At 71.4% G+C, this 25,973-nt stretch carries 24 protein-coding genes and 1 riboswitch; of the genes, 6 read left to right on the top strand and 18 right to left on the bottom strand.

All coding sequences use genetic code 11. From position 1 onward, the window contains the following. Positions 1 to 357: 357 nt before the first annotated feature. Positions 358 to 1,011, bottom strand: coding sequence for an SCO2322 family protein (locus ACFWV8_RS14905; RefSeq protein ID WP_384201100.1), 654 nt, complete (start codon positions 1,009 to 1,011; stop codon positions 358 to 360). Continuing rightward, entirely contained in the window at positions 1,008 to 2,321 is a 1,314-nt protein-coding gene (locus tag ACFWV8_RS14900) for a prenyltransferase/squalene oxidase repeat-containing protein (RefSeq protein ID WP_384201098.1), read from the bottom strand. The genes ACFWV8_RS14905 and ACFWV8_RS14900 overlap by 4 nt, the downstream gene beginning before the upstream one ends. Positions 2,322 to 2,481: 160 nt before the next feature. Beyond that, a riboswitch (cobalamin riboswitch) is annotated at positions 2,482 to 2,554 on the bottom strand. 401 nt (positions 2,555 to 2,955) lie between these two features. Here ACFWV8_RS14900 and ACFWV8_RS14895 point away from each other — a divergent pair. The 3 genes from ACFWV8_RS14895 to ACFWV8_RS14885 are packed head-to-tail and all read left to right on the top strand — an operon-like array spanning position 2,956 to position 6,154. Then, positions 2,956 to 4,278: a glycosyltransferase family 4 protein gene (locus ACFWV8_RS14895; RefSeq protein ID WP_384201096.1), complete on the top strand. Its 1,323-nt coding sequence runs from the start codon at positions 2,956 to 2,958 to the stop codon at positions 4,276 to 4,278. A 50-nt stretch (positions 4,279 to 4,328) separates the two neighbouring features. Continuing rightward, positions 4,329 to 5,063, top strand: a complete 735-nt coding sequence (locus ACFWV8_RS14890; RefSeq protein ID WP_384201094.1) for a methyltransferase domain-containing protein — start codon at positions 4,329 to 4,331, stop codon at positions 5,061 to 5,063. A 2-nt stretch (positions 5,064 to 5,065) separates the two neighbouring features. Continuing rightward, a complete protein-coding gene (locus ACFWV8_RS14885; RefSeq protein WP_384201200.1) occupies positions 5,066 to 6,154 on the top strand; it encodes a prenyltransferase/squalene oxidase repeat-containing protein in 1,089 nt (362 codons plus the stop codon). A 37-nt stretch (positions 6,155 to 6,191) separates the two neighbouring features. Here the strand turns inward: ACFWV8_RS14885 and ACFWV8_RS14880 are convergent, their stop codons facing one another. From ACFWV8_RS14880 to ACFWV8_RS14855, 6 genes are all read right to left on the bottom strand, one after another. Next, positions 6,192 to 6,485, bottom strand: coding sequence for a hypothetical protein (locus ACFWV8_RS14880; RefSeq protein WP_384201092.1), 294 nt, complete (start codon positions 6,483 to 6,485; stop codon positions 6,192 to 6,194). Between the two features lie 116 nt (positions 6,486 to 6,601). After that, the gene (locus ACFWV8_RS14875; protein ID WP_384201090.1) at positions 6,602 to 7,447 is read right to left on the bottom strand and encodes a hypothetical protein; all 846 of its coding nucleotides are present in this window, start codon (positions 7,445 to 7,447) and stop codon (positions 6,602 to 6,604) included. A gap of 299 nt (positions 7,448 to 7,746) precedes the next feature. After that, on the bottom strand, positions 7,747 to 8,739 hold the full coding sequence (locus ACFWV8_RS14870; RefSeq protein ID WP_384201088.1) for an N-acetylmuramoyl-L-alanine amidase: 993 nt from the start codon (positions 8,737 to 8,739) through the stop codon (positions 7,747 to 7,749). 31 nt (positions 8,740 to 8,770) lie between these two features. Next, a complete protein-coding gene (locus tag ACFWV8_RS14865; RefSeq protein WP_384201086.1) occupies positions 8,771 to 9,460 on the bottom strand; it encodes a class I SAM-dependent methyltransferase in 690 nt (229 codons plus the stop codon). 132 nt (positions 9,461 to 9,592) lie between these two features. Then, positions 9,593 to 11,371: an MFS transporter gene (locus ACFWV8_RS14860; protein ID WP_384201084.1), complete on the bottom strand. Its 1,779-nt coding sequence runs from the start codon at positions 11,369 to 11,371 to the stop codon at positions 9,593 to 9,595. A gap of 480 nt (positions 11,372 to 11,851) precedes the next feature. Then, complete coding sequence (locus ACFWV8_RS14855; protein WP_384201082.1) at positions 11,852 to 12,469, bottom strand: TetR/AcrR family transcriptional regulator C-terminal domain-containing protein; 618 nt, start codon at positions 12,467 to 12,469, stop codon at positions 11,852 to 11,854. A gap of 67 nt (positions 12,470 to 12,536) precedes the next feature. On the opposite strand from ACFWV8_RS14855, the gene ACFWV8_RS14850 reads away from it, so the two are divergent. Then, entirely contained in the window at positions 12,537 to 13,799 is a 1,263-nt protein-coding gene (locus ACFWV8_RS14850) for a beta-ketoacyl-[acyl-carrier-protein] synthase family protein (protein WP_384201081.1), read from the top strand. A 390-nt stretch (positions 13,800 to 14,189) separates the two neighbouring features. Then, positions 14,190 to 15,152, top strand: coding sequence for a GlxA family transcriptional regulator (locus ACFWV8_RS14845; RefSeq protein WP_384201079.1), 963 nt, complete (start codon positions 14,190 to 14,192; stop codon positions 15,150 to 15,152). A gap of 21 nt (positions 15,153 to 15,173) precedes the next feature. On the opposite strand, the gene ACFWV8_RS14840 is transcribed toward ACFWV8_RS14845, so the two are convergent. The 10 genes from ACFWV8_RS14840 to ACFWV8_RS14795 form a co-directional block, all read right to left on the bottom strand. Then, positions 15,174 to 15,911, bottom strand: coding sequence for a D-Ala-D-Ala carboxypeptidase family metallohydrolase (locus ACFWV8_RS14840; protein WP_384201077.1), 738 nt, complete (start codon positions 15,909 to 15,911; stop codon positions 15,174 to 15,176). A 207-nt stretch (positions 15,912 to 16,118) separates the two neighbouring features. Beyond that, on the bottom strand, positions 16,119 to 16,814 hold the full coding sequence (gene def, locus ACFWV8_RS14835) for a peptide deformylase (protein ID WP_384201075.1): 696 nt from the start codon (positions 16,812 to 16,814) through the stop codon (positions 16,119 to 16,121). A 200-nt stretch (positions 16,815 to 17,014) separates the two neighbouring features. Continuing rightward, positions 17,015 to 18,019, bottom strand: a complete 1,005-nt coding sequence (locus tag ACFWV8_RS14830) for a tetratricopeptide repeat protein (RefSeq protein ID WP_384201073.1) — start codon at positions 18,017 to 18,019, stop codon at positions 17,015 to 17,017. A 106-nt stretch (positions 18,020 to 18,125) separates the two neighbouring features. Next, on the bottom strand, positions 18,126 to 19,430 hold the full coding sequence (locus tag ACFWV8_RS14825) for an HD-GYP domain-containing protein (protein WP_384201071.1): 1,305 nt from the start codon (positions 19,428 to 19,430) through the stop codon (positions 18,126 to 18,128). Further along, positions 19,427 to 21,085: an HD-GYP domain-containing protein gene (locus ACFWV8_RS14820; protein WP_384201069.1), complete on the bottom strand. Its 1,659-nt coding sequence runs from the start codon at positions 21,083 to 21,085 to the stop codon at positions 19,427 to 19,429. The genes ACFWV8_RS14825 and ACFWV8_RS14820 overlap by 4 nt, the downstream gene beginning before the upstream one ends. Positions 21,086 to 21,349: 264 nt before the next feature. Continuing rightward, complete coding sequence (gene rsrA / locus ACFWV8_RS14815) at positions 21,350 to 21,670, bottom strand: mycothiol system anti-sigma-R factor (RefSeq protein WP_189105560.1); 321 nt, start codon at positions 21,668 to 21,670, stop codon at positions 21,350 to 21,352. Beyond that, positions 21,667 to 22,326, bottom strand: a complete 660-nt coding sequence (locus ACFWV8_RS14810) for a sigma-70 family RNA polymerase sigma factor (RefSeq protein WP_023538783.1) — start codon at positions 22,324 to 22,326, stop codon at positions 21,667 to 21,669. Before ACFWV8_RS14810 ends, rsrA begins: the two co-directional genes overlap by 4 nt. Before the next feature lie 277 nt (positions 22,327 to 22,603). After that, positions 22,604 to 23,272, bottom strand: a complete 669-nt coding sequence (locus ACFWV8_RS14805; protein WP_384201066.1) for an alpha/beta family hydrolase — start codon at positions 23,270 to 23,272, stop codon at positions 22,604 to 22,606. A 77-nt stretch (positions 23,273 to 23,349) separates the two neighbouring features. After that, positions 23,350 to 24,165, bottom strand: a complete 816-nt coding sequence (locus ACFWV8_RS14800) for an SOS response-associated peptidase (RefSeq protein ID WP_384201064.1) — start codon at positions 24,163 to 24,165, stop codon at positions 23,350 to 23,352. Between the two features lie 184 nt (positions 24,166 to 24,349). Continuing rightward, on the bottom strand, positions 24,350 to 24,865 hold the full coding sequence (locus tag ACFWV8_RS14795) for a lytic polysaccharide monooxygenase auxiliary activity family 9 protein (protein WP_384201062.1): 516 nt from the start codon (positions 24,863 to 24,865) through the stop codon (positions 24,350 to 24,352). 348 nt (positions 24,866 to 25,213) lie between these two features. On the opposite strand from ACFWV8_RS14795, the gene ACFWV8_RS14790 reads away from it, so the two are divergent. Further along, positions 25,214 to 25,951, top strand: a complete 738-nt coding sequence (locus ACFWV8_RS14790) for a M50 family metallopeptidase (protein WP_384201060.1) — start codon at positions 25,214 to 25,216, stop codon at positions 25,949 to 25,951. The last annotated feature ends 22 nt before the right edge of the window (positions 25,952 to 25,973 follow it).

The following is a 25,973-nucleotide window of genomic DNA, read 5'->3' as shown; positions in this document are numbered from 1 at the left end:
GCGTTGGCCGGCCCGCCGCCCGTGTGTTCACCGGCGTCCCACCCCGGGCGGTTGTTGTGTTGGCTCCCGCCGCCGTATTTGTCGCGCCCTGCGCGGTTGGGAGCGCCGCTCTCGTGGTCGCCCCTGTCGGGGCCGGTGTGGCCGGTGTCCGCGCCCGTGCGGTCGCCGGTGTCCCGCCCTGGGTGGTTGTTTTGCCGACTCCCGCCGCCGTGTTCGTCGCGCGCTGCGCGGGTGGGCGCGCGGCTCGCACCGCCGTCTTCGTCCCGCGCCGCGTCGGCCGACGCACCGCCTGTGCGGTCGCCGGCGTCCCCGCCCCGACCCGCGCCGCACGGCGCCCCGCCCCCGGCGGGCGGGACGTCAGGCGCGGCGACGGTGGGCCTGCCAGGTGGCGGCTGCCGCTAGGGCGAGGACTGCCGCCGCTCCGGTCAGGATGCCGAGCGTCGGGGTGGGGTCGTCGGTGGTCTCCTTGGGGGAAGCCGTTGGGGTTGGGGCTTCATCCGCCGAAATCTGGTCGCCGCAGCCCGACTTGGGGTAGCCGGTGATTCCGCACAGCAGCGCCGCGCTGTTGTAGCGCAGTGGCTTCGCCACCGCCGCCAGCGCGTCCGCGCTCGTCGCGTTCTCGTCCACCCGTGCGCACTCGGCCAGTGGCGCCGGCGGCCTCTCGCCGTTCGGGGCGTCCGCCACCGTGCCCGGGTCGACCACCACCGCGACGCGCTTGCCGCCGGGCTTCGCGGGCGCGGACCCGCACACCGTCGCGAAGTCCGGGGCCTCGCGGGGCTTCGCCGCGTCCTGGCTGTCCGCGCTGACCGCGAAGCGGAAACCGTTCACCGTGCCGTCCGCAGGGCGGGCCGTCGCCGGGCCCTGCGTGGCGTACGTCCATGTCGCGCCGTCGTTCTCCCAGAAGGACCAGTAGCGGTAACCCGCCGCGTGCGCCGTCCCCGTACCCGGCACCGCCAGCACCACGGCGACGAGCAACAGGCCCCGTATCACGGGCGAGGCGGCACCTCTCATGACCGGCGCCGCCTCGCCCGTACGACGAACACCGCCCAGATCGCCAGCGCGGCGACCAGCCCGACGGCGATCGTCCACAGGTTCCCGGACATGCTGCTTCTCTCTTCCTTCTGGTCCGCCAGGACCTTCTGCTGCTCGGCCGTCGTCAACGGCTTGGGCCCGATCCACTTGGGCGCGGGCCCCGTCGCGTTGAGGGCCTTGACCAGGTCGGTGCCGCCGAACTCGCGCGGGTCGGTGCTCGTCGTATGCGCGGCGAAGATCAACTGGGCATACGCGGCAGGGCCGTTCTCCTTCGCCCACGCCGCCGAGTTCTTCTCCAGCCACTTCATCGCGCCCGCCGCCTGCTTGCCGTACCCGGCGGTCGTCAGCGCGACGACGGCGTCCGCCGTGTTGCCGTGGTCCGGCAGCGGCGCCGAGTCCGCGGCGCCGGGCATCGGCGGCTGGTCCAGGTGCCCCGTCCTGGCGAGCGCCTTCGCCAGATACGCCGCGCCGTTGCGCGCCGCACGCTCCGGCGTGCGCGGGTGCAGGTCCTGGCAGACGGGCGCGGCCCCGGGCTCGACGCCCGTCGTGACCATCCGCTTCCCGACCCCGCCGAGCAGAGCGGCGGCGGTGGCATCGGCGTTGGGGAGAAGCGCGCCGGACTTGTCCGGCTGGTACGCGAACGCGCCCGCGCCCTCCTTCGCGTCGCAGGGAATCGCGAAGCTCATCAGCGCCTGGTACGGGGACCTGCCCTCCGTCGACAACCTCTTGCCCACCGGGGCGCCACCCGCGGCCAGCGCTCCTATCACCAGCGCCGTGGAGTTGGCGTCGCTGGGGGCACCCGCGCTGTAGCCCCAGCCGCCGTCCTTGTTCTGCGCGGAGGCCAGCCAGCTGATGCCGTTGTTCATCGCGTCGGGGTGCGTGGTGAGCGCGGCCAGCATCTGCACGGCGGCGGCGGTCGAGTTGGTGTCGACGACCGTCTTCGCGTCGCACGGCTTCGTGGGATCGGGGCGGTACGCCGGGAACGCGCCGCTGTCGCACTGCTGGCCGAGCAGCCAGTTGACGGCGGAGTCGGCGGGCATGACGTTCACGGCCCGCTGCGCCAGCATGGCGAGCGACTGCCGCCAGACGCCGTCGTACGTCGGGTCTCCCGTGCCGTACATCCCGGTGGGGAGCTTCACCGGCGGCGCGGCGGGCGCCCGCCCGCCGGCGGCAGAGGCGTCGTCGGCCGGGGCGCCGAAGGCCATGGAGGGGACGGCGGCCACGCACAGGACGGCGGCTGCGGCGAACGCTGCCGCGCTGCGCGCCGCGCGGCGGCGAACGGTGTTCATGGCGGGTGGGGCCTCTCCTGCGGGAACGCGGATACACGGGTACGCGGGGTACGCGAGAACCGGGCAGGCGCACAGCGGCACCAGGCTCCGGCTCCGTATGCCTCGACGGTGCCGGCCACCGGGGGTTTCCGGTGGCACGAGCCGGTCACGACCGCGTCCGGGGTGTTCCGACTCGCCGCCGGTGAGGGCGGCTCACGGTTGCGGGTCAGCGCCGGATTCGCACCGGCTTCCCCCCGTACGGGCATGATGACGACCCGCTCACTCTACCGGCCACCTTTCCGGACGGCCCGGACGCCGTCGCCGCCTCTCCCGCCCCGCCGGGGACTCTCCCGCCACCGCCCCGTCGCCGTTTTCGTCCCCAAATCGCCGTACGGGCCGGACGAACCCGCCCGACGACCGCTCCACGGACGCCATCTGACGGACCGTCAGCGACCGGATCACCCCCAGCTCGCCCCGACCGCCCCACCCGCCCCGGTCGTGGTGCGAATCACCCCTGGACGCCCCTCTTCACGGCGCCGCCTGCCGGTAGATTCGAGGCTCGCGATGCCCTTCCGTCCACCCGACGGGAACTTGTTCCGGATTGACGCGAGCGGTTACGCTCCGGCGAAAGTGAAGTGAGAAGTGAGGGCCGAGAGTGACCGCTGAGGCCGTAGAGGCGGGTGCCCCCGCGGGGCCCGCGGGCACCTCCGGCGCGGCGGACGGCGACCGGCCGCTGCGCATAGCGCTCCTCACCTACAAGGGCAACCCCTTCTGCGGCGGCCAGGGCGTCTACGTACGACATCTCTCACGCGAGCTGGCCCGTCTCGGCCACCATGTCGAGGTCATCGGCGCCCAGCCCTACCCCGTACTCGACGAGGGCGTCCCGCTCACCGAACTCGGCAGTCTCGACCTCTACCGGCAGCCCGACCCGTTCCGGACGCCGGGACGCGGCGAGTACCGCGACTGGATCGACGCCATCGAAGTCGCCACCATGTGGACCGGCGGTTTTCCCGAGCCACTGACCTTCTCGCTGCGGGCCCGCCGCCATCTGGCCGCCCGCCGGGGCGAGTTCGACGTCGTGCACGACAACCAGACACTCGGCTACGGGCTCCTCGGCGACCTCGGCGCACCCCTGGTCACCACCATCCACCACCCCATCACCGTCGACCGGCAGTTGGAGATCGACGCCGCCGCCGGACGGCTCGCCCGCGCCTCCGTACGCCGCTGGTACGCCTTCACCCGCATGCAGAAGCGCGTCGCGCGCCGGCTGCCGTCGGTCGTCACGGTCTCCGGGAGCTCGAAGCAGGAGATCACCGACCATCTCGGGGTACGGCACGACCGCATCAAGGTCGTGCACATAGGCGCCGACACACGGCTGTTCTCGCCGGACCCCGCCGTTCCCGAGATCCCGGGCCGGATCGTCACCACCTCCAGTGCCGACGTACCGCTCAAGGGCCTCGTCCATCTTGTCGAGGCGCTGGCCAAGCTCCGTACGGGGAATCCCCGGGCGCATCTCGTGGTCGTCGGCAAGCGCGCCGAGGACGGGCCCGTCCACCGGGCCATCGAGACACACGGGCTCGGCGACGCCGTCCAGTTCGTCAAGGGCATCTCCGACACCGAACTGGTCGACCTCGTACGCGGCGCGCAGATCGCCTGCGTACCGTCCCTGTACGAGGGTTTCTCCCTGCCCGCCGCGGAGGCCATGGCCACCGGCACCCCGCTGGTCGCCACCACCGGCGGCGCGATCCCCGAGGTCTCGGGTGCCGACGGCGAGACCTGTCTGGCCGTGCCGCCCGGCGACGCTGACGCGCTCGCAGGCGCGCTCAACAGGCTGCTGAACGACCGGGAGTTGCGCGAGCGCCTTGGCGCCGCGGGGCGCGAGCGGGTGCTGCGCCGGTTCACCTGGGCGCGCGCCGCCGAGGGCACCGCCGAGCTGTACCGCGCGGCCGTCGCCGCCCGCGCGGGGGCGGCCCGCTGATCCCGCGACTCCCTCCACCCCCCATCCCCGACCCGCGAAAGCAGGAACTCGTGCTGACCGTGGACTTCTCCCGTTTCCCGCTCGCCGCCGGCGACCGGGTGCTCGATCTGGGGTGCGGCGCGGGCCGGCACGCCTTCGAGTGCTACCGGCGCGGCGCCCAGGTCGTGGCCCTCGACCGGAACGGTGCGGAGATCCGCGAGGTCGCCACCTGGTTCGCCGCGATGAAGGAGGCCGGGGAGGCGCCGCCCGGCGCCACCGCCACCGCGATGGAGGGGGACGCGCTCAACCTCCCCTTCCCCGACGAGTCCTTCGACGTCGTGATCATCTCCGAGGTCATGGAGCACATCCCCGACGACAAGGGTGTGCTCGCGGAGATGGTCCGCGTTCTGCGGCCAGGCGGCCGGATCGCCGTGACCGTGCCGCGTTACGGCCCCGAGAAGGTCTGCTGGACGCTCTCCGACGCGTACCACGAGGTCGAGGGCGGCCATATCCGGATCTACAAGGCCGACGAACTCCTCGGCAGGATGCGGGAGGCCGGACTCCGGCCGTACGGCACCCATCACGCGCACGCCCTGCACTCGCCCTACTGGTGGCTCAAGTGCGCCTTCGGCGTGGACAACGACCAGGTGCTGCCCGTGCGCGCGTATCACAAACTGCTCGTCTGGGACATCATGAAGAAGCCGTTCGCGACGCGCTTCGCCGAGCAACTGCTCAATCCGGTCGTCGGCAAGAGCTTCGTCGCCTACGCCACCAAGCCGCACCTGCCGACGGCGGCGGGCAAGTGACCTTGCCAGGTCGTGGCCCCGACCGCACCGAACATCTCGTCCTGCCCGGTGTCCTGACGGCGGATCAGGCCGCCGAGACCGTCGCGGGCATCCTCGCCGTCCAGCGCCCCGACGGCGCCATCCCATGGTTTCGCGGCCACCATCTCGACCCGTGGGACCACACCGAGGCCGCCATGGCGCTCGACGCGTCCGGTGAACACGAGGCGGCGGCGCGCGCGTACGAGTGGCTGGCCCGGCATCAGAACGAGGACGGGTCCTGGTACGCCGCCTACCACGACGGCGACTGGGCCCGGCCGACCGATTCGAGCCGCGAAACCAACTTCTGCGCCTATCCCGCCGTCGGGGTCTGGCACCACTATCTGGCCACCGGCGACGAAACGTTCCTCGACCGGATGTGGCCCGTGGTGCACTCCGCCGTCGAGTTCGTCCTGGAACTCCAGCGGCCCGGCGGGCAGATCGGCTGGAAGCGCGAGGCCGACGGCACCGCCGTCCACGACGCGCTGCTCACCGGCAGTTCGTCCGTGCACCAGGCGCTGCGGTGCGCGCTCGCCATCGCCGAGGAGCGTGAAGAGGCGCAGCCCGACTGGGAGTTGGCCGCCGGATCGCTCGCGCACGCGATCCGCGAGCACCCCGAACGGTTCCTGGACAAGAGCCGCTACTCGATGGACTGGTACTACCCGGTCCTCGGTGGCGCGATGACCGGGACACAGGCGAAGGCCCGTATCGAGGAAGGCTGGGACCAGTTCGTCGTCCCCGGACTCGGGGTGCGCTGTGTGCTGCCCAACCCGTGGGTCACCGGTGGCGAGAGCTGTGAACTCGCCATGGCGCTCTGGGTGGTGGGCGAGTCCGACCGCGCGCTCGACGTACTCCAGTCCATCAGGCATCTGCGTGCGGACGACGGAATGTACTGGACGGGGTATGTCTTCGAGGGCAAGAAGGCCTTCTGGCCCGAGGAGTTGACCAGCTGGACGGCGGCATCACTGCTGCTGGCCGTGGCCGCGCTCGGAGGAGACGAGGCGACCACGGCGGTCTTCAGCGGTGAGAGGCTGCCGTCCGGGCTGGAGCCGGACTGCTGCGAACGGGTGGGCTGAGTCCGCCTTCTGACGCTGTGTCACTGCGGACCCTGCGTCAGATGCGGCGCAGCCGGCCGGCCAGCCCGTGGCCGATGAGCAGGTACACCACGGCCGCGAGACCGTAACCGGACACCACCCGCGCCCATGCCTCGTCGAAGGTGAACAGGTCGTAGGACCAGCCGGCGAGCCAGCGCGCCGCGTCCTGGACGAAGTTCACCAGGTCGTTGGCGCGGTTGGCCTCCAGCAGGTACATCAGAATCCACAGGCCCAGGATGAAGGCCATGACATCCGCGATCACGATGAGGACCGTGGCTGCCGCGCTGCTTCCACTGCGTTGACGTGTAGCCATGACGACCGTGTTGCCGCTCCGGGGCGGGTGAAACCCCTGTACACCGAAGGCCCCCCGCCCGGAAGGGCGAGGGGCCGTGACGCTGCGGTGGAACGAGTGCGGGCGCTGCCCGGCGCTCAGCCGCGCTGGATGCCGGTCGTGTCCTGGAGCAGACCGCGACGCCCGTCCTGCGTCTGGGCGATCAGACCGGGACCGCGCTGCTCGACGGCCAAGTACCAGGTACCGGGCGCGAGTTCGGCGATCGGGGACGGCGAGCCGTCCTCACCGTACAGGGGACGGGCCACCGGCACGGCGAACCAGAACGGCTCGAAGTTACCGGCGGGCGCGCCGCCCTGCTTCGGGCCCGGGGCCCCCGGCTGCCCGCCCTGCGAGGGCTGACCCGGACCGGGCTGCCCCGGCTGGGCACCACCGAACGCGGGCTGCGGCTGACCCGGCTGGCCACCGTACGGCTGCTGCTGGGCGCCCGGGTAGCCGTAACCCTGGTTGGGCTGGCCCGGCTGGCCGTACGGCGACGCGACCTGCGGCGGCCTCGGGGCTCCGACGAGGGGGCCCTTGAGTGCGGGGACGAGCGGGGTGGCGACCGCGCCCGCGGCGAGCACGATCGTGGAGAGCAGGCCCAGGATCATGCCGGCGCCCGCGTTGTCCGCGTCGATGATGTTCCAGAACGCGGTCCACAGGGCGAAGACGGTCAGGGCGACGCCGAACTGGCCGAGGTCCAGACCGGCCACCTTGCGGCCTGGCATGGCGCGTCCGACGACGATGAGAGCAGCGCCGATGATGCCGGCGATGAACATGCTCATCAGAAGGCCGAGTGCGTCCCAGGCGTTCGCACTGTCGAAGCCCGAACAGTCGATACCTTGCGGGCAGTCGATGCTGGACAGGTCGAGGAACGAGGCGATGAACAGCACCACCGCTGCTCCGATCACCACGCCATCGCCTCGTGTGAGGGAGCGGATGTTCACGTGAAAAGTCCTTCGTAGATCGTCTCGTCGGGGCGGTCGCCACCGGCGCGAGGGCGACGGTGCGGAGTGCGAAGCTCGGGGGCGGCTCCCTATCGTACGGATGAATCTATCGTCTGCCCGAGCGGGTCGTCTTCTTGGTTCCGGGCCACCTCATGAGGGGACCACAACAGGCCCTCCAACGGTTGCGGGAGAGCGCGGCGAAGAATGGACAGCGGTCTTTTCGTTGTGAATCCGTTGCCGTTTCCGGCTGTTCGGGCTGCGTTCCCCGACCTGTGACGCCTACTGTTCCTGGCGTACGGCTATCGCTTGAGGAAAGAGCTGATGCCGTCGGCCATTCCCTGCGCGGCCTTCTGGCGCCAGTTGGCGCTCGTCAGCAGGGCGATGTCCTTGGAGTCGCGCATGTTGCCGCACTCGATGAACACCTTCGGCACGGTGGAGAGATTCAGTCCGCCGAGGTCGTCGCGGACATCAAGTCCCGTGTCGTCACCGAGGTAATTGGAGGGGGCGCTTCCGGTCGTGCGTACGAAATTGCCCGCGACGCGTTCGCCGAGATCGCGCGACGGGGCCACGATCTTTGTGGTGTCGGCTCCGCCCGACTTCACCAGTGCGGGGAGGATGACATGGAAGCCCCGGTTGCCGACGGCCGAGCCGTCCGCGTGGATGGAGATGACGGCATCGGCCTTGGCCTTGTTGCCGATTTCCGCGCGCTCGTCCACACACGGTCCCCACGGGCGGTCGTTGTCGTGAGTGAGTTTCACCGTCGCGCCCTCTTTACGGAGGAGAGTGCGGAGGCGCTGTGAAACATCGGCGGTGAATTCGGCTTCCGTGTAACCGGAGTTGCCCGAGGTGCCCGTGGTGTCGCATTCCTTGCGGTTGGTTCCGATGTCCACCAGCTTGTTGATCTCGGTGGTGTGCTTGAAGTTGCCCGGGTTGTGCCCGGGGTCGATGACGACGACGCGCCCCGCGAGCGGGCCCTCGCCGGGAGCGGGCCTGGCGTCGCCCGGAGCCCCGTCGTCGCCCCGCGCCGGCTTCGACGGCGCGGACGACCCCGGCGACTCGGAGAGGCCCTGCCCCGGCTCGGAGCCGGGCGAACCGGGGCTGTCGTCCGAGCCGTCGGCGGGGGACGACGCGCTCGCGCTCCGCGCCGGACCCCCCTCGTCGGACCCGCCCGTGGCCTGCCAGATCAGCCACCCGGCGAAGGCGCCGGGCACCAGGGCCGCGAGCGCGACGGTCAGCGTGGTCCGCGAGGTCCGGCGGCGGGGGGCGGGGGAGTGGCTTTCGTCGTACGACACGCGGCGATGCTAGTGCGTGGAGGACGGAGCGTCAGGTTCCGGTGCCGGTACGTCGCAGAACACGCAGCGAGTCGTACGTCCGGACCTCGGTGAAGGCGCCGGACGCCAGCGCCCGCAGCCACACCCGGTACGGGGCTTGGCCGCCGTCCGCCGGGTCCGGGAACACGTCGTGGACTACCAGCAGCCCGCCATCGGCCAGATGGGGCGCCCAGCCCTCGTAGTCGCCGTTCGCGTGCTCGTCGGTGTGACCGCCGTCGATGAACACCAGACCCAGCGGGCCGCCCCAGACGGCGGCAACCTGCGGGGAGCGGCCCACGATCGCCACGACATGGTCTTCGAGACCGGCCGCGTGGAGCGTGCGGCGGAACGACGGCAGGGTGTCCATCCGGCCGACCTCGGGGTCGACGACCGCCGGGTCGTGGTACTCCCAGCCGGGCTGCTGCTCCTCGCTGCCGCGGTGGTGGTCGACGGTGAGGGCCGTGACACCGGCGGCGCGGGCGGCGTCGGCGAGCAGGATCGTGGAACGGCCGCAGTACGTGCCGACCTCCAGCAGCGGCAGCCCGAGGGCGGCGGCCTCGGTGGCGGCGGCGTACAGCGCGAGGCCCTCACCGGTCGGCATGAAGCCCTTGGCGCCCTCGAAGGCCGCGAGAACGCCGGGGGAGGGGGCGGGGGCCGGGACACGGGCCGGGGTCGGGTCGTACGGGGCGGTCCCGGCGGTCATGGGTGCTCCTCCTGCGTTCTGTGCGGGCTGCGGTCGCCCATGCTGCCGTACGCCCTCCCGTACGCCGACACGCGCCCTGCGAGCCGGACACGGGCCCGGTGACCGGACACAGGCCCGGTGTCTCGACACGCGCTACGACCGGACGGCCGCCCGGGGCGCCAGGACCAGGTCGACATCCACCGGAAGCGCGTGGCCGTGATACGTCGCCGGGTGGGCGTGGGACGCGTACCCCGTCGCCGAACCCGCCAGTACGTACCGCCCGGCGGCAGGGGCCGCGAGCGCGTATCTGCCCTCGTCGTCCGCCGTGGTCAGGCCCGCTTGGTGGCCACGGGGGTCGATCAGCGTGACGTTCGCCCGTGCGACGGGCGCGCCGTCGGCGTCGAGCACCCGGCCGCGGAAGCCCGCGACGGCGGCGGCGGAACCACCGGCCGCCTCGGCGTCACCCTCGCTGCTGGCCCGCAACTCCGTGCGGGCCGAGGCCTTGTGGGACGGCAGGAGCATCGCCAGGGCCAGACCGCCGAGCGCGGCGGCGGTGGCGATCACGAACGAGATGCGGAAGCCGTGCAGGCTGGGCACCGCCGTGGGACCCGTACCGATCGCCGTACGCGCCAGGACCATGCCGATCACGGCGCTGGAGACGGACGTACCGATCGAACGCGCCAGCGTGTTCAGCCCGTTGGCCGCGCCGGTCTCCGACGGGTCGACGGCCCCCACGATCAGGGCGGGCAGCGACGAGTACGCGAGGCCGATGCCCGCGCCGAGGATCATCGAGATGACGACGGTCTGCCAGGCGGCGCTCATCATGAGCAGCCCGGCGACGTAGCCGATCGCGATGACGGCCATGCCGGTCATCAGCGAGGTCTTCGGACCGCGCCGTGCCGAGAGCCGGGCGTAGACCGGGGCCACGAGCATCATCGTCAGTCCGAGCGGGGCGACGCACAGGCCCGCGACGACCATGGACTGGCCGAGTCCGTAGCCGGTGGACGTCGGAAGCTGGAGCAGCTGCGGGAGGATCAGCGAGACCGCGTAGAACGCGACGCCGACCATCACCGAGACGAGGTTGGTGACCAGCACCTCACGGCGCGCGCTGGTGCGGAGGTCGACGAGCGGGGCCTTGAGCCGCAGCTCCATGTAGCCCCACAGCCCGAGGACCACGACGGCGATGCCGAAGAGCCCGAGCGTCGTGCCCGAGGTCCAGCCCCACGTACTGCCCTTGGTGACCGGCAGCAGCAGGGCGACGAGGCCCGCGGAGAGCCCGAGCGCGCCGAACCAGTCGAATTTGCCGCCGGCCCGCACGGAGCTTTCCGGGACGGTGAGGACGGTCAGCAGCATCGACAGCACGCCGAGGCCGGCCGCGCCGAAGAAAAGGGTGTGCCAGTCGGCGTGCTGGGCGACGAACGCGGCGCCGGGCAGGGCGAGACCGCCGCCCACCCCGATCGACGAACTCATCAGGGCCATCGCCGAGGGGAGCTTCTCGCGGGGCAGTTCGTCACGCATGATGCCGATGCCCAGGGGGATCGCGCCCATCGCGAAGCCCTGGAGGGCACGGCCTACGATCATGACCGTCAGATCGTCGGTGAACGCGCAGATCAGCGAGCCGACGACCATGACGGCCAGACTCGCGAGCAGCATCCGCCGCTTGCCGTACAGATCGCCCAGCCGCCCCATGATCGGGGTGGACACCGCACCGGCGAGGAGGGTCGCGGTGATGACCCACGTCGCGTTGTCGGGCGAGGTACGGAGCAGGGCCGGCAGGTCCTTGATGATCGGGACGAGCAGGGTCTGCATGACGGCGACGGTGATGCCGGCGAAGGCGAGTATGGGGACGACGCCGCCGGTCCCCCGCTTACGCGAAGCGGCCCCGGGGAGGGGGCCGGAACCGGTGTGGTGGTCGGGCGTCGCTTGTGGCATAGGTGGAGCCTCCGGGCAGGCGAAGAGTGGACAAGGCCAGCAAAAAGGATGCTTGAGGCCACTAAGTAGATGGAAGCTGAACGCTTCCGGGTCCTCCCCGTATTCCTGGCGCCGCCCCCTATTCCCGGCCCGGCAGGATTCTGACGCGGTCCGGCTCGCGGCGCCAGGTCGGGTGCGACACCAGGTCCGGTCACGGCACTAGGGGGTGTCTTCAAAGTCCCGCCTGGCCCGCGACGCCTGGCACGCGCGCTCGCGGCGTTGTCGGAGTCGCTCAAGTACGTCCAGTACGAGAGCGATCCTCCGCCTTGCGATCGCACGCACCAGCCGCCGCAGGCCCCGCCTTGCAGGCGGACGGCGCTACTTTGAAGACACCCCCTAGCCGCAGCAGTGGAGTTCGTCGGCGACGGCGAACATGCCGACCGCGACAAGGCCACCGTTGGGCGGGAACCGCGCACGTCGTCGCCGGCCTGTTCGACTGAGCTAACCGGGATCGGGTTCGTCGTGGATGGTCAACGCTCCGGCGAGGTCGAGTTCGGCGACGGTGCCATGTGCCCCGGCGCGGACGAGCAGCACCGCACCGAGCGCGGTGCTCCAGAACGTCCTGGCTTCCACATTGAGCGGTCGACGGGCCCTCCAGCCGCGACTGTCGATGAGCTGGCTCACGAAGCGCTCGGATTGCCTGAACAGCAACTGGAGGTGCTGGTCGACCACGGGGGCGAGTTCGGGCTTGGAGATCCCGGCGGCGAGTGCTCGCGTGACTGACGGAAGCGAGGGCATCGCCAGTACCGCGCGGGCGATGTTGCGCCGAAATGTCGCGGCGTCGGGGGCTTGGCGACCGATGCGCTCAATCCGTCGGGCGTCGTGCAGCAAGCCGAGAAAGGCGGCGTGCACGAGAAGCGAGTCCTTGGAGCCGAAGTGGTAGGTGACCTGATTGGGGAAGACGCCTGCCGCGTTCGCGATCTCCACGACGCTCACCTCGGCGCCGGACCGTTCCATGCAGAGCCGTGCGGTTGCCTCGATCAGCCGGTGCCTCGTCGCGCGACCGCGGTCCCGCGACCGGGCCGACGTTGATCGAGCTTCGGTTCGCTTCTTCTCCACACCAGAATTGTATGTGATACAACAGGGAAGTTCTCACTTGTATCGCATACAAGAAAGGTTGAGGGGCATGCACCGGACTGAAGTCGTCGTGACCGGACTCGGCGCGATCACACCACTCGGGGCAGACGTGGCGTCCACCTGGGACGCCCTGCTTGCCGGCGAGTCCGGCATCCGCGGCGGCGTCCTGCGTGGCCACGAAGATGCCGGCCTTCCCGACACCGCCGCGGGGACGATGGCGATCGACCCCGCCGAGTTGCTGCCGCCGGTGCGGGCCAGGCGGCTCGACCGCTCGCAGCAGGCGGCCTTGGTCGCGGCGGCCGAAGCCTGGGCCGATACCGGCGCCCCAGAGGTGGACCAGGACCGGCTCGCGGCAGTGATCGGCACGGGCATCGGGGGCGTGCGGACGCTGCTGAGGGAAGACGACGTACTGGAGGCGGCCGGGACGCGGCGCGTCTCGCCACGCACGGTCCCGATGCTCATGCCCAACGCGGCGGCGGCGCTGATCAGTATCGAATACGGTGCACGGGCAGGTGTCTACACGCCCGTCTCGGCGTGCTCTTCCGGTGCCGAGGCGATCGCCCTGGGTGCCCGGCTCATCCGTGCCGGTGAGGCGGACGTGGTCATCGCGGGCGGGACCGAGGCCGCGATCACGCCGATCACCGTTGCCGGCTTCGCCCAGGCACAAGCACTGTCGCGGCATACCGTCGAACCCGCGTCCGCATCCCGGCCGTTCGCCGCGGACCGCAGCGGATTCGTCCTCAGTGAAGGTGCGGCTGTCGTGGTGCTGGAGAGCACCGAGCATGCCGGCGCCCGGGGCGCGCGCGTCCACGCGGTGCTCGCCGGCGCCGGCATCGCCGCCGACGCTCACCACATCACGGCGCCCGCCGCCGACGGCTCCGGTCAGGTCTCGGCCATGCGGAAGGCCCTCGCGCAAGCCGGTTTTGCTCCCGAGCAGATCAGCCACATCAATGCCCATGCCACCGGGACTCCGGTCGGCGACGTCGCCGAGGCGCACGCGATCGGGGAAGTCTTCGGCCGCGCCACCGTGACAGCCCCCAAGGCGGCGCTCGGTCATCTCTTCGGCGCAGCCGGCGCGATCGAAGCGCTCATCGGCGTCCTCAGCGTGGAGCACGGCGTCATCCCGCCGACCCGTAACCTCACCGCGGCCGGCGTCGCTCCCGACATCGATCTCGATGTCGTCACTGAGCGGCGAGACGTCCCCCAGGAGGCCGTGCTCAGCAATTCATTCGGCTTCGGTGGGCAGAACGTCTCGCTCATCGTCACCGGCGCACGGCACCATGCGTCCCGAACGGCCTCGACGACACCATGACCCACGCGAACGCACCGTTGTCCATGGAGGGTCGCCGTCGATTGATCGAGCGTTGCAAGACTCGTCCGGTTACGCATGTCGCCGTAGAGATGGGGAAATCCTGCTGTGGTACGCGGTCGGGGGCGGCTGCCGCCGTGCTGGTGCATACGTGGGTAGGCGGGTGGTCGGTGGCTCCGGAGCGCCGTCCGGGTGTTCCGCGCGGCGCAGTTGGCGGTCGATGGCGCGGTCACGGAGGTGTCCGATGAGACCGGGAAGGGCGAGAAGGACGAAAAGGGCGAGTACGACGAGGTAACCACTGATTGAGTTCATGCCCCCACTGTCGTCGCTCCAAGAAACAAAGAGCAGTGGCAGGACTGTCATGAACCACCGAATTACTGCCACACTGGTGCCATGCTCAAGAACGTGGCCGTCGTCCTGCTCGACGGAGTCCACCCCTTCGAACTCGGCGTGCTCTGTGAGGTCTTCGGCCTCGACCGCAGCGCGCAGGGCCTGCCCGTCTACGACTTCGCCGTCGTCTCGGCCGAGGGCCCCGTGCTCCGTACGCACGCCGGGTTCACGATCTCCGTACCGCACGGGCTCGACCGGCTGGATGCCGCCGATCTGATCTGTGTGCCGGCCGGGGACACGTACGTCGTCCGGGACTATCCGCCGGAGCTGCTGGACGCGTTGCGTCGGGCCGTACACCGGGGCGCGCGCGTGCTCAGCGTCTGCGCGGGCGTGTTCACCCTCGGCGCCGCCGGGCTGCTCGACGGGCGCCGCTGCGCCACCCACTGGATGCACTCCGCCGAGCTTGCGGAGGCGTACCCGCTGGCCGACGTCCAGCCCGACGTGCTGTACGTGGACGACGGCCCGGTGGTCACCTCCGCCGGTACGGCCGCGGGCATCGACGCCTGCCTCCATGTCGTACGCCAGGAGCACGGCCCCGAGGTCGCCAACGCCATCGCCCGCCGCATGGTGGTGCCGCCGCACCGCGACGGCGGTCAGGCGCAGTTCATCGAGCGCCCGCTGCCCACCGCGTGCGACACGGTGGGCGGGGTGCTGGCCTGGATGGAGCGGCATCTGGACCGCGAGATGACCGTCGAACAGCTCGCGGAGCGCGCCCACATGTCACCCCGCACGTTCGCGCGCCGGTTCCAGCAGGAGACGGGGACCACTCCGTACCGCTGGCTGCTGCGCCAACGCGTGCTGCTGGCACAGGAGTTGCTGGAGGGGACGGCCGAGACGGTCGACGCGATAGCCGGCCGGTCCGGCTTCGGGAACGCGGCGGGGCTGCGCCACCACTTCATGCGGACGCTCGGGACGACCCCGAACGCGTACCGGCGTACGTTCAGGGGCCCCACGCGCGCCGCGTGAGGCCCCCGGGGGCGCAGGACCCTAGACGCCGCAGCTCGGCGCGGACCAGAAGCGGCCCGACCGGTGGTCGACATGGGCGTGGTCGTTGTGGTCCGGGTACCCCGGGCCGAGGATCCCGTTGAAGCCGTGGTTGCGCGCGTTCTGGGCCAGGCCGCACAGCGTGTGCGGACCGGACCCGATGTCGGCGGCGTCACCGTACAGATGGCGGCTGTTGGAAGCCCCGCCCACCGCCGCGTTGCACGCCTGCGAGCGGAATCCGCTGGTGACACGGAGCGGCTGGTCACCCATCGCGTGCCGCATCGCCTCCAGCTTCCACATGGTGCGCAGGGCGTTGGACTTGGCGGTCGCCGCGCTCACCGCGCCACCGGCCCAGGTGGAGTTGCAGGTGTTCAGCTCGGCGTACGTGAAGTGGATCGGCGTGCAGTCGTCGTCCTGGAGCTCGTAGATCTTGTTGAAGGTGTTCTGGCCCGCGACGCCGTCGGCGGCCAGCCCGTACGCGGACTGGAAGCGCTTGACCGCGGAGGCGGTCGCCGGTCCGAACTCGCCGTCGATGACGAGCGGGGCGGCGTTGCCCACATGGCCGGCCACCCGGATCTGGAGCTGGGTCACGGCCGCGCCGCTGGACCCCTGGGAGAGGGTGCCGGACCAGGTGTAGCAGCCGTCCGCCTGCGCCGGGCCGGCGGTGACGACCGCCCCGGCCACCGCGAACGACAGGGTCATGACAGCGCTGAGCAGAATGCGTGCGGTTCGTCTGAGCATCGGGTCTCCAGATTCGAGATTCGAGGCGAGATGTACCGCAGAGGGTGGCGTACGGGTCGACGCGCGTCAACCCGCCCCCGACCAGGGACAGTTGTCGGACCAATGGCGCCGGGACCCACGCTTCACCGGCAGTCCACCGCGACGCCGAAGGCCCCGCTCCCAGAGATCGGGAACGGGGCCGGGAGCTGGTCCCAGGGCTGGTGCCGCTCAGGCGTTCGGCACGACCTCGTAGCGCGGCGTGCCCTCTTCCATCTGCCGCAGCGCGTCCTTGCGGTCGCGCTTCGAGAGCCGGTCGATGTAGAGGTATCCGTACAGATGATCCGTCTCGTGCTGGAGGCAGCGCGCGAAGTAGCCCGTGCCGCGCACCTTGATCGGCCTGCCCTGGAGATCCTGGCCCCGCACCACCGCGTAGCCGGGGCGCGCCAGCTCCGCGTACGCCGTCGGCACGGAGAGGCAGCCCTCGTTGCCGTCCTCCAAGTTGCGGTCCTCGGGCGGGAGTTCGTCCAGCACCGGGTTGCACACGACGCCCACGTGGCGCACGCCGTCGTCGTCGGGGCAGTCGTACACGAAGACCTTCAGGTCCACGCCGATCTGGTTGGCGGCCAGGCCCACGCCCTCCGCCGTCCGCTGACTGGCGAACATGTCGTCCACGAGCGCGGCGAGCTTGTCGTCGAACTCGGTGACGTCCGCGCACTCCTTGTGCAGGACCGGATTGCCGACGACGGTGATCGGCCGCGACGTGCCGCGCTCGCGGTAGGCGAGCTCACGCGCTTCCGCGTCCTCGGAGTCGACGACGAAACCCTCGTCGTCGACAATCCCCTCGCCGCCCGCGACGAACCCGTCCCCCCGCTCCGCCTGGGAGGTCCCGCCCTCGGTCATCTGGTCCGTCTCCTGCTGCGCCATGTCCGCAGTACGCCTTCCTCGGTACCCGCTGCTGCCTGAACACCGCTGCCCGCGCGATGTGCCCGTACAGCCTACGGCCCGCGGTCGCGTCACCGGCTCGATGCCCGGGAACCGGCCCGCATCTCAGCCCCCGCCACCCCCGCCGCCCCGCCGCCCCTGTCGTCCGTCACGCGCGCCGCCGGGCACGCGCCTCTACGGTCTCAGCAGACCTCTTCGAGGTCCCGCCACTCACGTGTGTCCGGGCTGTCGGCGACCCAGCCGTCCAGCAGGCCGCGGACCAGCCCGGGAGGCGCGGCTATCCCGCACTCGCGCTCAGGCACCCACAGCTCGCCCTCCGTGCGATGGCCGAGCGGCCCCGGATGCCCCGGCTCGCTGTGGTCGTGCGGATCCAGGTGCTCGCCGTCGCCCTCGGCGCTCGGCATCCGGCTCTCCGAGCAGGCCCGGCACAGCAGCCGTACGGAGGACGACCAGTCCTCGGCGGCGAAGCCCGCGTCGGCCGCCAGCCGCTCCAGGGCGTCCCGGTCGGACTCGGTCGCCGCCTCCAGCAGCACCACCCACGTCGGCACCGGGGACGGCGCCCAGAGCTCGATCTCGTCGAAGACCGGGAAGGCTCGCGCGGTGCCGTTCGAACCGGCGGCGGTCGTACGCTCACCGTTCGGCACGCCGTCGTGCAGGACGACCTCGCCCCAGCGGCGCCCCGAGGACGGCAGCGGGATGGACAGGATCTCTATCCTGGCCGGGTCGAGCCTGCGGCCCCAGACGACCTCGGCCTCGCCCTCGGGCGAGAGCCGGACGGCCGCGCTGCCCAGCTCCATACCGACGGGCTCGCCGGTCGCCGCGGCCGTGTACTGATTGCCGGGCACCTTCAGCCCGTACGCCTGCCAGGCCCGCCGGGCCAGCGGCCAGTCCTGGAGCGCGGTGGCCGCGATGCCCACGTTCCACCAGTCGGGTGCCCCGGCCTCCTTGTCGAGCAGCGCGACGGCGCGCAGCCCGGCGGCCCGTGCCTGCTCCCAGTCGTGCCGGAACTTGTGCAGAAGAGCCAGGTTGAACCAGGACTCGGAGAGCCAGGGCTCCAGATCCGCCGCCCGGGTGAGCAGCGCGCCCGCGTCCTCGTACCGTCCGTCGCCGATCAGCGTGAACGCGCGGTCGGTGGCCTGCCGCCACGAGGCGGAGGGCCGATGCCGTACCTTCCCGAAGATCTTCACGATTCCCGCCTGCCGGTCGCTCGGGGCTGTGCCCCCGGGACACCCCTCTTGGACTCCTCTTCGCATCCAACCATGCCCGGTCGGACGCTCGCTCCTTACCCATGGGTTACCCAGCACGACCAGGGGTCAGACCACCGCGTGACAGGACGCGCGCCAGGGATTCGACCACCTCGGGCTGGTAGTCGTGGCCGGTGCCGAGGCGCAGCCGCTCCAGGGCGCTGAGCGGCCCCGTCGCCCCTCCGGGGCTCCCGGGGCCCGCCCCGGCGAGATCGTCGTACGCGTTGACGGCGCGGACGATCCGGGCCGGGAGGGGCTGTTCGCGGTAGGGATCGGCCTGCCGCTCCACGACGACGGCGACCGCCGACGGGACCCCGGTCTGGCGTACGACGGCCCCGCCGAGCAGCGCGATCCGCCGCTGCTCGGTGACCGGCAGCAGGGCGGTCGCGCCGTCGGGCACGGGGTCGACGAGCGACAGCTGGCCGATGTCGTGCATCAGCGCCGCGTACTCCAGGACGGTCAGCTCGGCCCCGGAGAGGCCCAGCTCCCGGCCGACCGCGCGGCTGAGCTCGGCGACCCTGCGGGCATGGCCGTGGCGGGTGTATCCGGCGATCTCGGTGGCGCGGGCGAGCGAGGCGATGGTCTGCCCGTAGGTCGTACGGACCGCCGCGTACCGCCGGAACGACAGCTGCGTCAGCAGCAGCGGCACGCAGAAGACGGGCAGCGCCCAGAGCCCGGCCACGGCGACGCCGAGGGCCATCACCGCGCCGGTCGCGCAGACGGCCGAGCCGATGCCGATGAGGGCGCGCAGTTCGTCGCGGAGCAGCGGTCCGTACGGATGGCTTGTGCGGGCGCGCAGCATCAGCGCGGCGAGGACCGCGTCGCACAGGGCGGTCAGGATCGGCAGGAGAAGGATCAGGAGGGCGTAGTACGGGCCTTCGCCGACCCGCTTGCCCAACTCGCCGGAGGCGACGAGCGGTTGGAAGCAGACGGCGGCGAAGGCGACGGTGAGCACGCGGCGGGTCACATGGTCGAGCACGGGACCCCGGCCGCGCGCGAGATGGGGTACGGCTCCGACGAGGACCGCCGCGACGACGACGGCGACGGTCTGGAGGACGCCGTGCTCCACGGGGCGGCCCGCGCTCTGCCCGAGCATGGCGTACGCGAGGGCTCCGGCGGCCCCGAGGGGCGCGGGCTCGCGCTCGCCGGGGAGGGCGCCCCTGCGGACGAGTTCGCCGACGGCTATGAGGACGCCGAAGGCGAGGGCGTTGCGGGGCTCGGTGATTCCGCGCCAGAGGGTGGACCAGAGACCGAGCCCGCCGAGCGCGAGCGCGGCGCCGTGGACGGCGAGGAGGGTGAGGGAGCGGCGCGGGGGTAAGGCGTTGGGGCCGGCGGGGGCCGGCGGGGCGGTCATCCGCCGCCGCCGGGGGTGCCCGAACGGTCAGGGGCCTCCGCCGGCCGCGTAGGCGGGACGTTTTTGCAGCCGTCAGCGGTCCCTCTCGCGGGCGTCGCGGGATGCGACGCCGCCACCGCCGGCGTCCTCGGGTACAGATCCGACGGCTTCTGGGCCGCCGATGGCGCAAGCGTCCTCCCCGACAGGCCCGACGGCTTCCCGGCCGCAGGCGACGCGGAAAGCGGCTGCGCCGCCACCGCGGGCGCCCTCGGGGGCGGCTCCGGCGGCTCCGACGGCTCCTGGGGCGCGGCCGGTACGGCGTGCGCCTCGTCCGAGGTGACATCCGTCTGCCAGCCGTACCGGTCGAGCGCGCTGACGAGCGCCCCCACCATCCGCGGGTCGAACTGGCTGCCCGCGCACCGCCGCAGCTCCGCCAGCGCCGTCGCCACGGGCCGCGCACGCCGGTAGGACCGGGTGGATGTCATCGCGTCGAAGGCGTCCGCGACGGCGACGACGCGTGCGAACTCGGGGATCTCGGCGCCCGCCAGGCCATAGGGATAGCCGCTGCCGTCCAGCCGTTCGTGGTGGTGCAGGATCGCCAGCCTGGCCTCCCCTAGGAAACCGATGCCGCGCACGATCTCGTGGCCGTACTCGGGGTGCAGCTCGATGACGCGCCGCTCCTCGGGGGTCAGCGGGCCGTCCTTGCGCAGCACGCGCGTGGGGACACCGAGCTTGCCCACGTCGTGCAGGATTCCGGCGAACCGGAGGACCTCCAGGCGCTCGTGGTCCATCCCCAGCTCGCCGGCGATCATCGCCGACGCCCGCCCGACGCGTTCGCTGTGGCCGCGTGTGTACCGGTCCTTGATGTCGACGGCTTGCACGAGTGCCCTGATGGTCGCCTGGTGCGCGGCGCGTTCGCGGTGGTACTGCGCGAAGACCCAGCAGGAGATGTAGACCGGCAGCAGTACGAAGAGCGCGGAGGGCGGGCCGTACGGGCTGCGCCAGAGCACCGCCATCATCAGACCCGCCAGGGCGTGCGCGCCGTACGGCCCGAGGGAACGCGCCAGCAGGCCGCGCCAGGCCGTGCGGACGGACTGGCGTTCGGCGGTCACGAAGATGCCGCCGTCGAGCGCGCTCAGGACCAGACAGAAGGCGAGCGCCCCGGCCCCCGCGGGCAGCAGGGCGTACGGGAAGTCCGGGACGCCGGGGCTGCCGTGGCCGGAGTGCGCGGTGCCGCCGAGCGCGGCCGGGCCCGCGAGGAGCCGGTGCGCCAAGGAGGCGGCCCAGGTGGCGATGGCGAGCTGAGCGGCGCGCCATACGCGGCGGACCCCGGCCGGCCGCCGCGTTACCCGGCCGCGGAGCCCGCCGGGAACGGCCACGAGGGCCGCCGCGGCGGGCGGCAGCAGGAACGCCGCGGCGAGCAGCACGGGAAAGAACGATCCGGCGACGACGGGCACCGAGCCGCGTACCGGCCTCCTGAGAAGGCGGAAGCGGGCGGGGGTCTCGCAGAGGGCGTAGAGCGTGCCCAGGAGCAGCACGGCGGGCCAGAGAGTGTCCGGCCCCGCCGCGGAGAAGGGACGTAACGACGGCAGCGTGAACGCGGGCAGCACGCACGCGAGCGCGGCCAGCACGGCGCAGCAGATGTAGACCCGCGCCGCCACAGGAATGGCCTTCACCGTGCCTTCACCCCGCCCCCACCACTTGGCATCCGGCCCGAAACAAAGCGTCAGGCTAGCGAGTTGGGTGAGGGCTCACGGGCCGGCGGCGGCGATTAGCACCATCGGGTGATGCGCGCGCAAACGCACGCGGGGCGCGCCGCGATGTGCGCGGCGCGCCCCGAAGGCGTGTTCCTGCGGCGAGTGGTACTGCCGGGGCCGCGTACGGGCCCGCGCACCGCGTCAGGCGCGGTACGGCGTCCCGTCGGCCCAGCTGCTCGGCCCCTACTCCCCGGCCGTGGCCGTCCGGTCCGTGTCGACGGCTGTCACATCCCGCTCGGGCACGGTGTGGCCCGCACGGATGAGGTCGATGCGCCCCATGACCTTGGCGCGCAGGTCGGTCGGTACGTCGTCGTGTCCGCAGCACCGCTTGACCAACTTCTTCACGGCCTGTTCGAGTCCGTACTTCTCCAGACACGGCGAGCACTCGTCGAAGTGCTCCTCGAACTTCGTGCAGTCCTTGTCCGGCATCTCCCGGTCGAGATACTCGTAGAGGTGGTCAAGGACCTCTGAGCAATCCGTCTCGTGCGGCTCTCCGCAACTCATGAGCCCGAGCCTTTCCGATCGTCCGACGACTCTCCGGCGCCGGCCGGGGCAAGCCCGCGCTCGCGGGCGTAGTCCTCAAGCATGCCGCGCAGTTGACGCCGGCCACGGTGCAGCCGCGACATCACCGTACCGATGGGTGTCCCCATGATGTCCGCGATCTCCTTGTACGCAAAGCCCTCTACATCGGCGAGATACACCGCGATGCGGAACTCCTCGGGAATCGCCTGGAGCGCTTCCTTCACGTCGGAGTCGGGAAGGTGGTCGAGCGCCTGGGACTCGGCGGAGCGCAGACCGGTCGACATGTGCGACTCGGCGCGCGCCAGCTGCCAGTCCTCGATCTCCTCGGCGGCGCTGCGCTGGGGCTCTCGCTGCTTCTTGCGGTACGAGTTGATGAAGGTGTTGGTGAGGATGCGGTACATCCACGCCTTGAGGTTGGTGCCCTCACGGAATTGGTGGAAGGAGCCGTACGCCTTGGCGTAGGTCTCCTGCACGAGATCCTCGGCATCGGCCGGGTTGCGCGTCATGCGCAGGGCGGCCGAATACATCTGGTCGAGATAGCCGAGTGCGTCCCGCTCGAATCGCGCGTTGCGCTCGGCGGCTGACTCTTCCTTGTGGCCGTCGTCGGTCCCTGTGTCGGTCCCAGTGACCGGACCCACCTCCTCCAACGCTGTGGCAGGCCCGAAGGCGGACCCACTCGAATCGGAGAATAGTCGACCGTGTGCCGGGGCGGGCTTCGTGGGCGCCTCGGCCGACGACCGGGCGTGCGTGGTCCTGGGTGCGGAGAGCACCGTCCACTCCACTTCGGTGGCGTGCGACCGGGCGGGGCAGATGGTCGATCCCATACGACGGACTCCCTTTCCAGGATCTGTATACCGACACCTCGCACAACAGCCGTCACCGACCGCACATTCCCGGGTGGCCGGACACGCCGCGTCAGCGGGCCGACTGTGATGCGATCCACTTCCCGACGCCGTCGGTGATCACGGTCAGGGCCTCTTCCTGACTGAGGGTGGCCCGCTTGGGGACGTTGAAGGAGTGATCTCCGTACGGCACCTCGATCAGCTCGTAACCGCCGTCGGAACGCCCGTCCGGAAGCTGCCCGGGGAACTCGCCGGGCTTCCCGAAGGGGTCGTTCCCGCCCTGGACGACGAGGGTCGGCACCCCGGCGCCGGGCAGTTCGTCGGCGCGGCTCTTCTCGGGCCGGCCCGGCGGGTGCAACGGAAAGCTCAGCGCCAGTACGGCGTGGGCGCCCAGCTCCCGCGCCGTACGGCAGGCCACCCGCGCCCCGGCGCTGCGTCCGCCCGCCACGACGGGCAGACCGGGCTTCGCCAGCGCCGGCCAGAGTGCCCGCCAGCCGGTGTCGAGGGTCTTCGGCGCGGGCGCGAGCTTCTTCCCAGCCACCCGCCAGGGCTGCTCGACCAGGGCCACGGTCACCCCGAGCGGCGGCAGAGCGGCGGCGAGGGCCTGGAGGTCCCGCGCCTCGATGCCGCCGCCCGCGCCGTGGCCGACGGCGAGGACGAGGCGCGCCGCCGTCCCCTTCTTGGGAGGGTGCCAGGTGATACGGGCGTCGCCAGCGGGGGTCTCGACGGTCTCGCTCTGCATGACACCAGGATCACATCGGCGCGTCCTCCTCTGGAGAAGGCGCTCTCAGGACCCGGAAGGCTCAGAGGCTCAGAGGCTCAGAAGAGGGTGCTCTCCTCGGGCGCGGCCAGCTCCTCCAGCAGCTCCGGACCGTTGTTCCGTACGTTGCTGACGGCCGTCGCCACCGGATAGGCCCGCATCAGCCCCTCGGGCGGCGGAGCCAGCAGCTCACGCAGGTCGTCCAGGTCCGTACGCGCCGGATCCAGCCAGGCGTCCCACCGGTCGGGCGTCAGCATCAGCGGCATCCGGGGGTGGATGTCGGCGAGCGAGGACGGTCCCTCGGCCGGGGCCACCCCGAGCGGGCCGGTCTCCGCCTCGGTCGTGATGACCGAGCAGGTCACCCACCAGGCGTTGGGGTGGTCGTCGGGCAGGGTCTTGTCGCGCCAGAACTCGTACAGACCGGCCATGGCCATGACCGACCCGTCGGCCGGGGTGACGAAGTACGGCTGCTTGCGGGGCCGCTTCTTCTTGCCCTTCTCCTCCAGCTGCCGCTCCTCGGCTGCGGTGACCCACTCGTAGTAGCCGTCGGCCGGTATCAGACAGCGCCGGGAGGTGAAGGGGCGCCGGAAGGACGGCTTCTCGTGCACGGTCTCGGCCCGCGCGTTGATCATCCGGGCGCCGCCCTCGGGCGTCTTGGACCAGGAGGGCACGAGCCCCCACTTGAGCGTGCGGAGCTGCCGTACGGGGGCGGGATCGTCGGCGCCCTTCACCGGGCGCTCCAGGACGACGTACACCTCTTTGGTAGGTGCCACGTTCCAGTCGGCGGCGAGGGTCTCATCGGGCTCCCACTTCTCGACCTCGAAGAGACCGACGAGATCCTCCGGCTTCCGGCTCGCCGCGTACCGACCGCACATGCTCAACCACTCCTCGACCTGCCGACGCGACTGCGCCGGGTCACGCTACCGACACGCCACCAACCCTCGCAGATTGTCCGCCGTCGGCGTGGGCCGCTTCGCGGAGAGGGGGCCTGCATGCCTGTCGGGGCCGGGGAGAACCCCGGCCCCGACAGGGACATGTGTCAGCTCGACTCCGCTTCGGTCAGCGGATGTTGACGTCGACGCAGGCGTAGAACGCGTTCGCGGTGTCGTAGACGTTCCAGACGGCCAGGACCTTCTGGTTGCCGCGGATGCTGCCGAAGTTGACGTTGTGGCTCACGGTCGCGCCGGGCTGCGCGCCGCCGTCGTTGAACTCGGCGACCTTGGTGTCGCCGACGAAGTACTGCCAGGTGCTGGTGCGGTGCCGCGCGGTCAGCGTCCAGGTGAACGTCTGGTTGGCGCTGATGTTGGAGCGCTGCCAGCCCTTGTTGTCGTCGTTCAGCTCGGCGAACCGGCCGACGCCGCCGTGGCAGTTCTTCTGACCCTTGGGGCCTTCGACGCTCTGCGGCTCCCACTTGATGTCGCCGCAGGAGACGACGCCGGTCTTGCACTGGTCCTGCCTGCTGGCGGGCGAGTTGATCCAGCCGTGCGCGGAGGCGGTCGGGGCGGGGAGGGTGACGGCGATGATCGGTGCGACCGCCGCGCTCAGAATGAGCGCGAGACGAGTTTTCTTGTGCATGACAACTCCTTCGTGGTGACGCCCGACGGGACCGGCGCCTGGGGCACAGGCGGCCGGGGCCCGTTACGGACTCACTGCGTGTGGGGAACTCGCGAAGGTGCACGAACAGTTGCATCGACAGCCACTGAGATCCGGTGACGGTCCGGTGGAGCGCTGTCGCGGGGCTTACCAGTACTCGAATGTTCTACTAGGTCTAGACCATGGCAGCAGCTCTCGGGTGTCGTCAAGACTTGAACTGCCCTTGACCGCAGGTGGCTTGAATGCCTCTGTCCGCTGTGCGAGGCCCCCGCCCCGCACACAAGTGCCACACTGCGACGACGCACATCCTCCTAAGGAGCCGCCCGAGCGATGATCAGCACCGACTCCAGCGCCCTCGCGGCCGCCTCCATAGCCGATCTGTGGGATCGCGTCTTCGGCACCCAGCCCGTCCCGGAGGACTGGCTGGTGATCGCGACCGCCGCCGTCGCGCTCATCGCCGTCGGCCCGCGGCCCCTCTGGCGCCTGTCCCGCAACGCCGTCACCATCGCCCACGAGGGCGGGCACGGCCTCGTCGCCCTCCTCACCGGCCGCAAGCTCGACGGCATCCGCCTGCACTCCGACACCTCGGGCCTCACCGTCAGCCGCGGCAAGCCCACCGGCATCGGCATGATCCTCACCGCGGCGGCCGGCTACACGGCGCCGTCCCTGCTGGGCCTCGGCGGCGCCTGGCTGCTCACCGCGCACCACATCACGCTGCTGCTCTGGCTGGCGACGGCCCTGCTGCTGGTGATGCTGGTCATGATCCGCAACGCGTACGGGGCGCTCACCGTCATCGTGACGGGTGCCGCCTTCCTGCTGATCTCCTGGTTGACGAGCCCCACCGTGCAGGCCGCGTTCGCGTACGCCGCCGTGTGGTTCCTGCTCCTCGGCGGCGTACGGCCGGCCTTCGAGCTCCAGTCCAAGCGGCGGCACGGCGGCGCCCCCGACTCCGACGCCGACCAGCTCGCACGGCTGACGCACGTGCCGCCGGTGATGTGGCTGCTCCTCTTCCACGCCGTCTCGCTGTGCTCACTGATCGGCGGAGGGACCTGGCTGCTGGGGTTGTAGGGCGGGCGCGTGAGGCGTCGCG

It is taken from the genome of Streptomyces sp. NPDC058665 (assembly GCF_042714995.1).
Taxonomy (GTDB): Bacteria; Actinomycetota; Actinomycetes; order Streptomycetales; family Streptomycetaceae; genus Streptomyces.
Note: the sequence above shows the minus strand (reverse complement) of the source record. Positions and strands in the feature narration are given on the sequence as shown.

Coding starts and splice junctions, on each gene's coding strand:
- ACFWV8_RS14825 (WP_384201071.1), bottom strand. CDS start 19,430: ATGACCGCCCCGCCGGCCCCCGCCGGCCCCAACGCCTTACCCCCGCGC.
- ACFWV8_RS14865 (WP_384201086.1), bottom strand. CDS start 9,460: ATGACCGCCGGGACCGCCCCGTACGACCCGACCCCGGCCCGTGTCCCG.
- ACFWV8_RS14880 (WP_384201092.1), bottom strand. CDS start 6,485: ATGGCTACACGTCAACGCAGTGGAAGCAGCGCGGCAGCCACGGTCCTC.
- ACFWV8_RS14905 (WP_384201100.1), bottom strand. CDS start 1,011: ATGAGAGGTGCCGCCTCGCCCGTGATACGGGGCCTGTTGCTCGTCGCC.
- ACFWV8_RS14850 (WP_384201081.1), top strand. CDS start 12,537: ATGCACCGGACTGAAGTCGTCGTGACCGGACTCGGCGCGATCACACCA.
- ACFWV8_RS14800 (WP_384201064.1), bottom strand. CDS start 24,165: ATGTGCGGTCGGTACGCGGCGAGCCGGAAGCCGGAGGATCTCGTCGGT.
- ACFWV8_RS14900 (WP_384201098.1), bottom strand. CDS start 2,321: ATGAACACCGTTCGCCGCCGCGCGGCGCGCAGCGCGGCAGCGTTCGCC.
- ACFWV8_RS14845 (WP_384201079.1), top strand. CDS start 14,190: ATGCTCAAGAACGTGGCCGTCGTCCTGCTCGACGGAGTCCACCCCTTC.
- ACFWV8_RS14795 (WP_384201062.1), bottom strand. CDS start 24,865: ATGCACAAGAAAACTCGTCTCGCGCTCATTCTGAGCGCGGCGGTCGCA.
- ACFWV8_RS14805 (WP_384201066.1), bottom strand. CDS start 23,272: ATGCAGAGCGAGACCGTCGAGACCCCCGCTGGCGACGCCCGTATCACC.
- rsrA (WP_189105560.1), bottom strand. CDS start 21,670: ATGAGTTGCGGAGAGCCGCACGAGACGGATTGCTCAGAGGTCCTTGAC.
- ACFWV8_RS14860 (WP_384201084.1), bottom strand. CDS start 11,371: ATGCCACAAGCGACGCCCGACCACCACACCGGTTCCGGCCCCCTCCCC.
- ACFWV8_RS14840 (WP_384201077.1), bottom strand. CDS start 15,911: ATGCTCAGACGAACCGCACGCATTCTGCTCAGCGCTGTCATGACCCTG.
- ACFWV8_RS14790 (WP_384201060.1), top strand. CDS start 25,214: ATGATCAGCACCGACTCCAGCGCCCTCGCGGCCGCCTCCATAGCCGAT.
- def (WP_384201075.1), bottom strand. CDS start 16,814: ATGGCGCAGCAGGAGACGGACCAGATGACCGAGGGCGGGACCTCCCAG.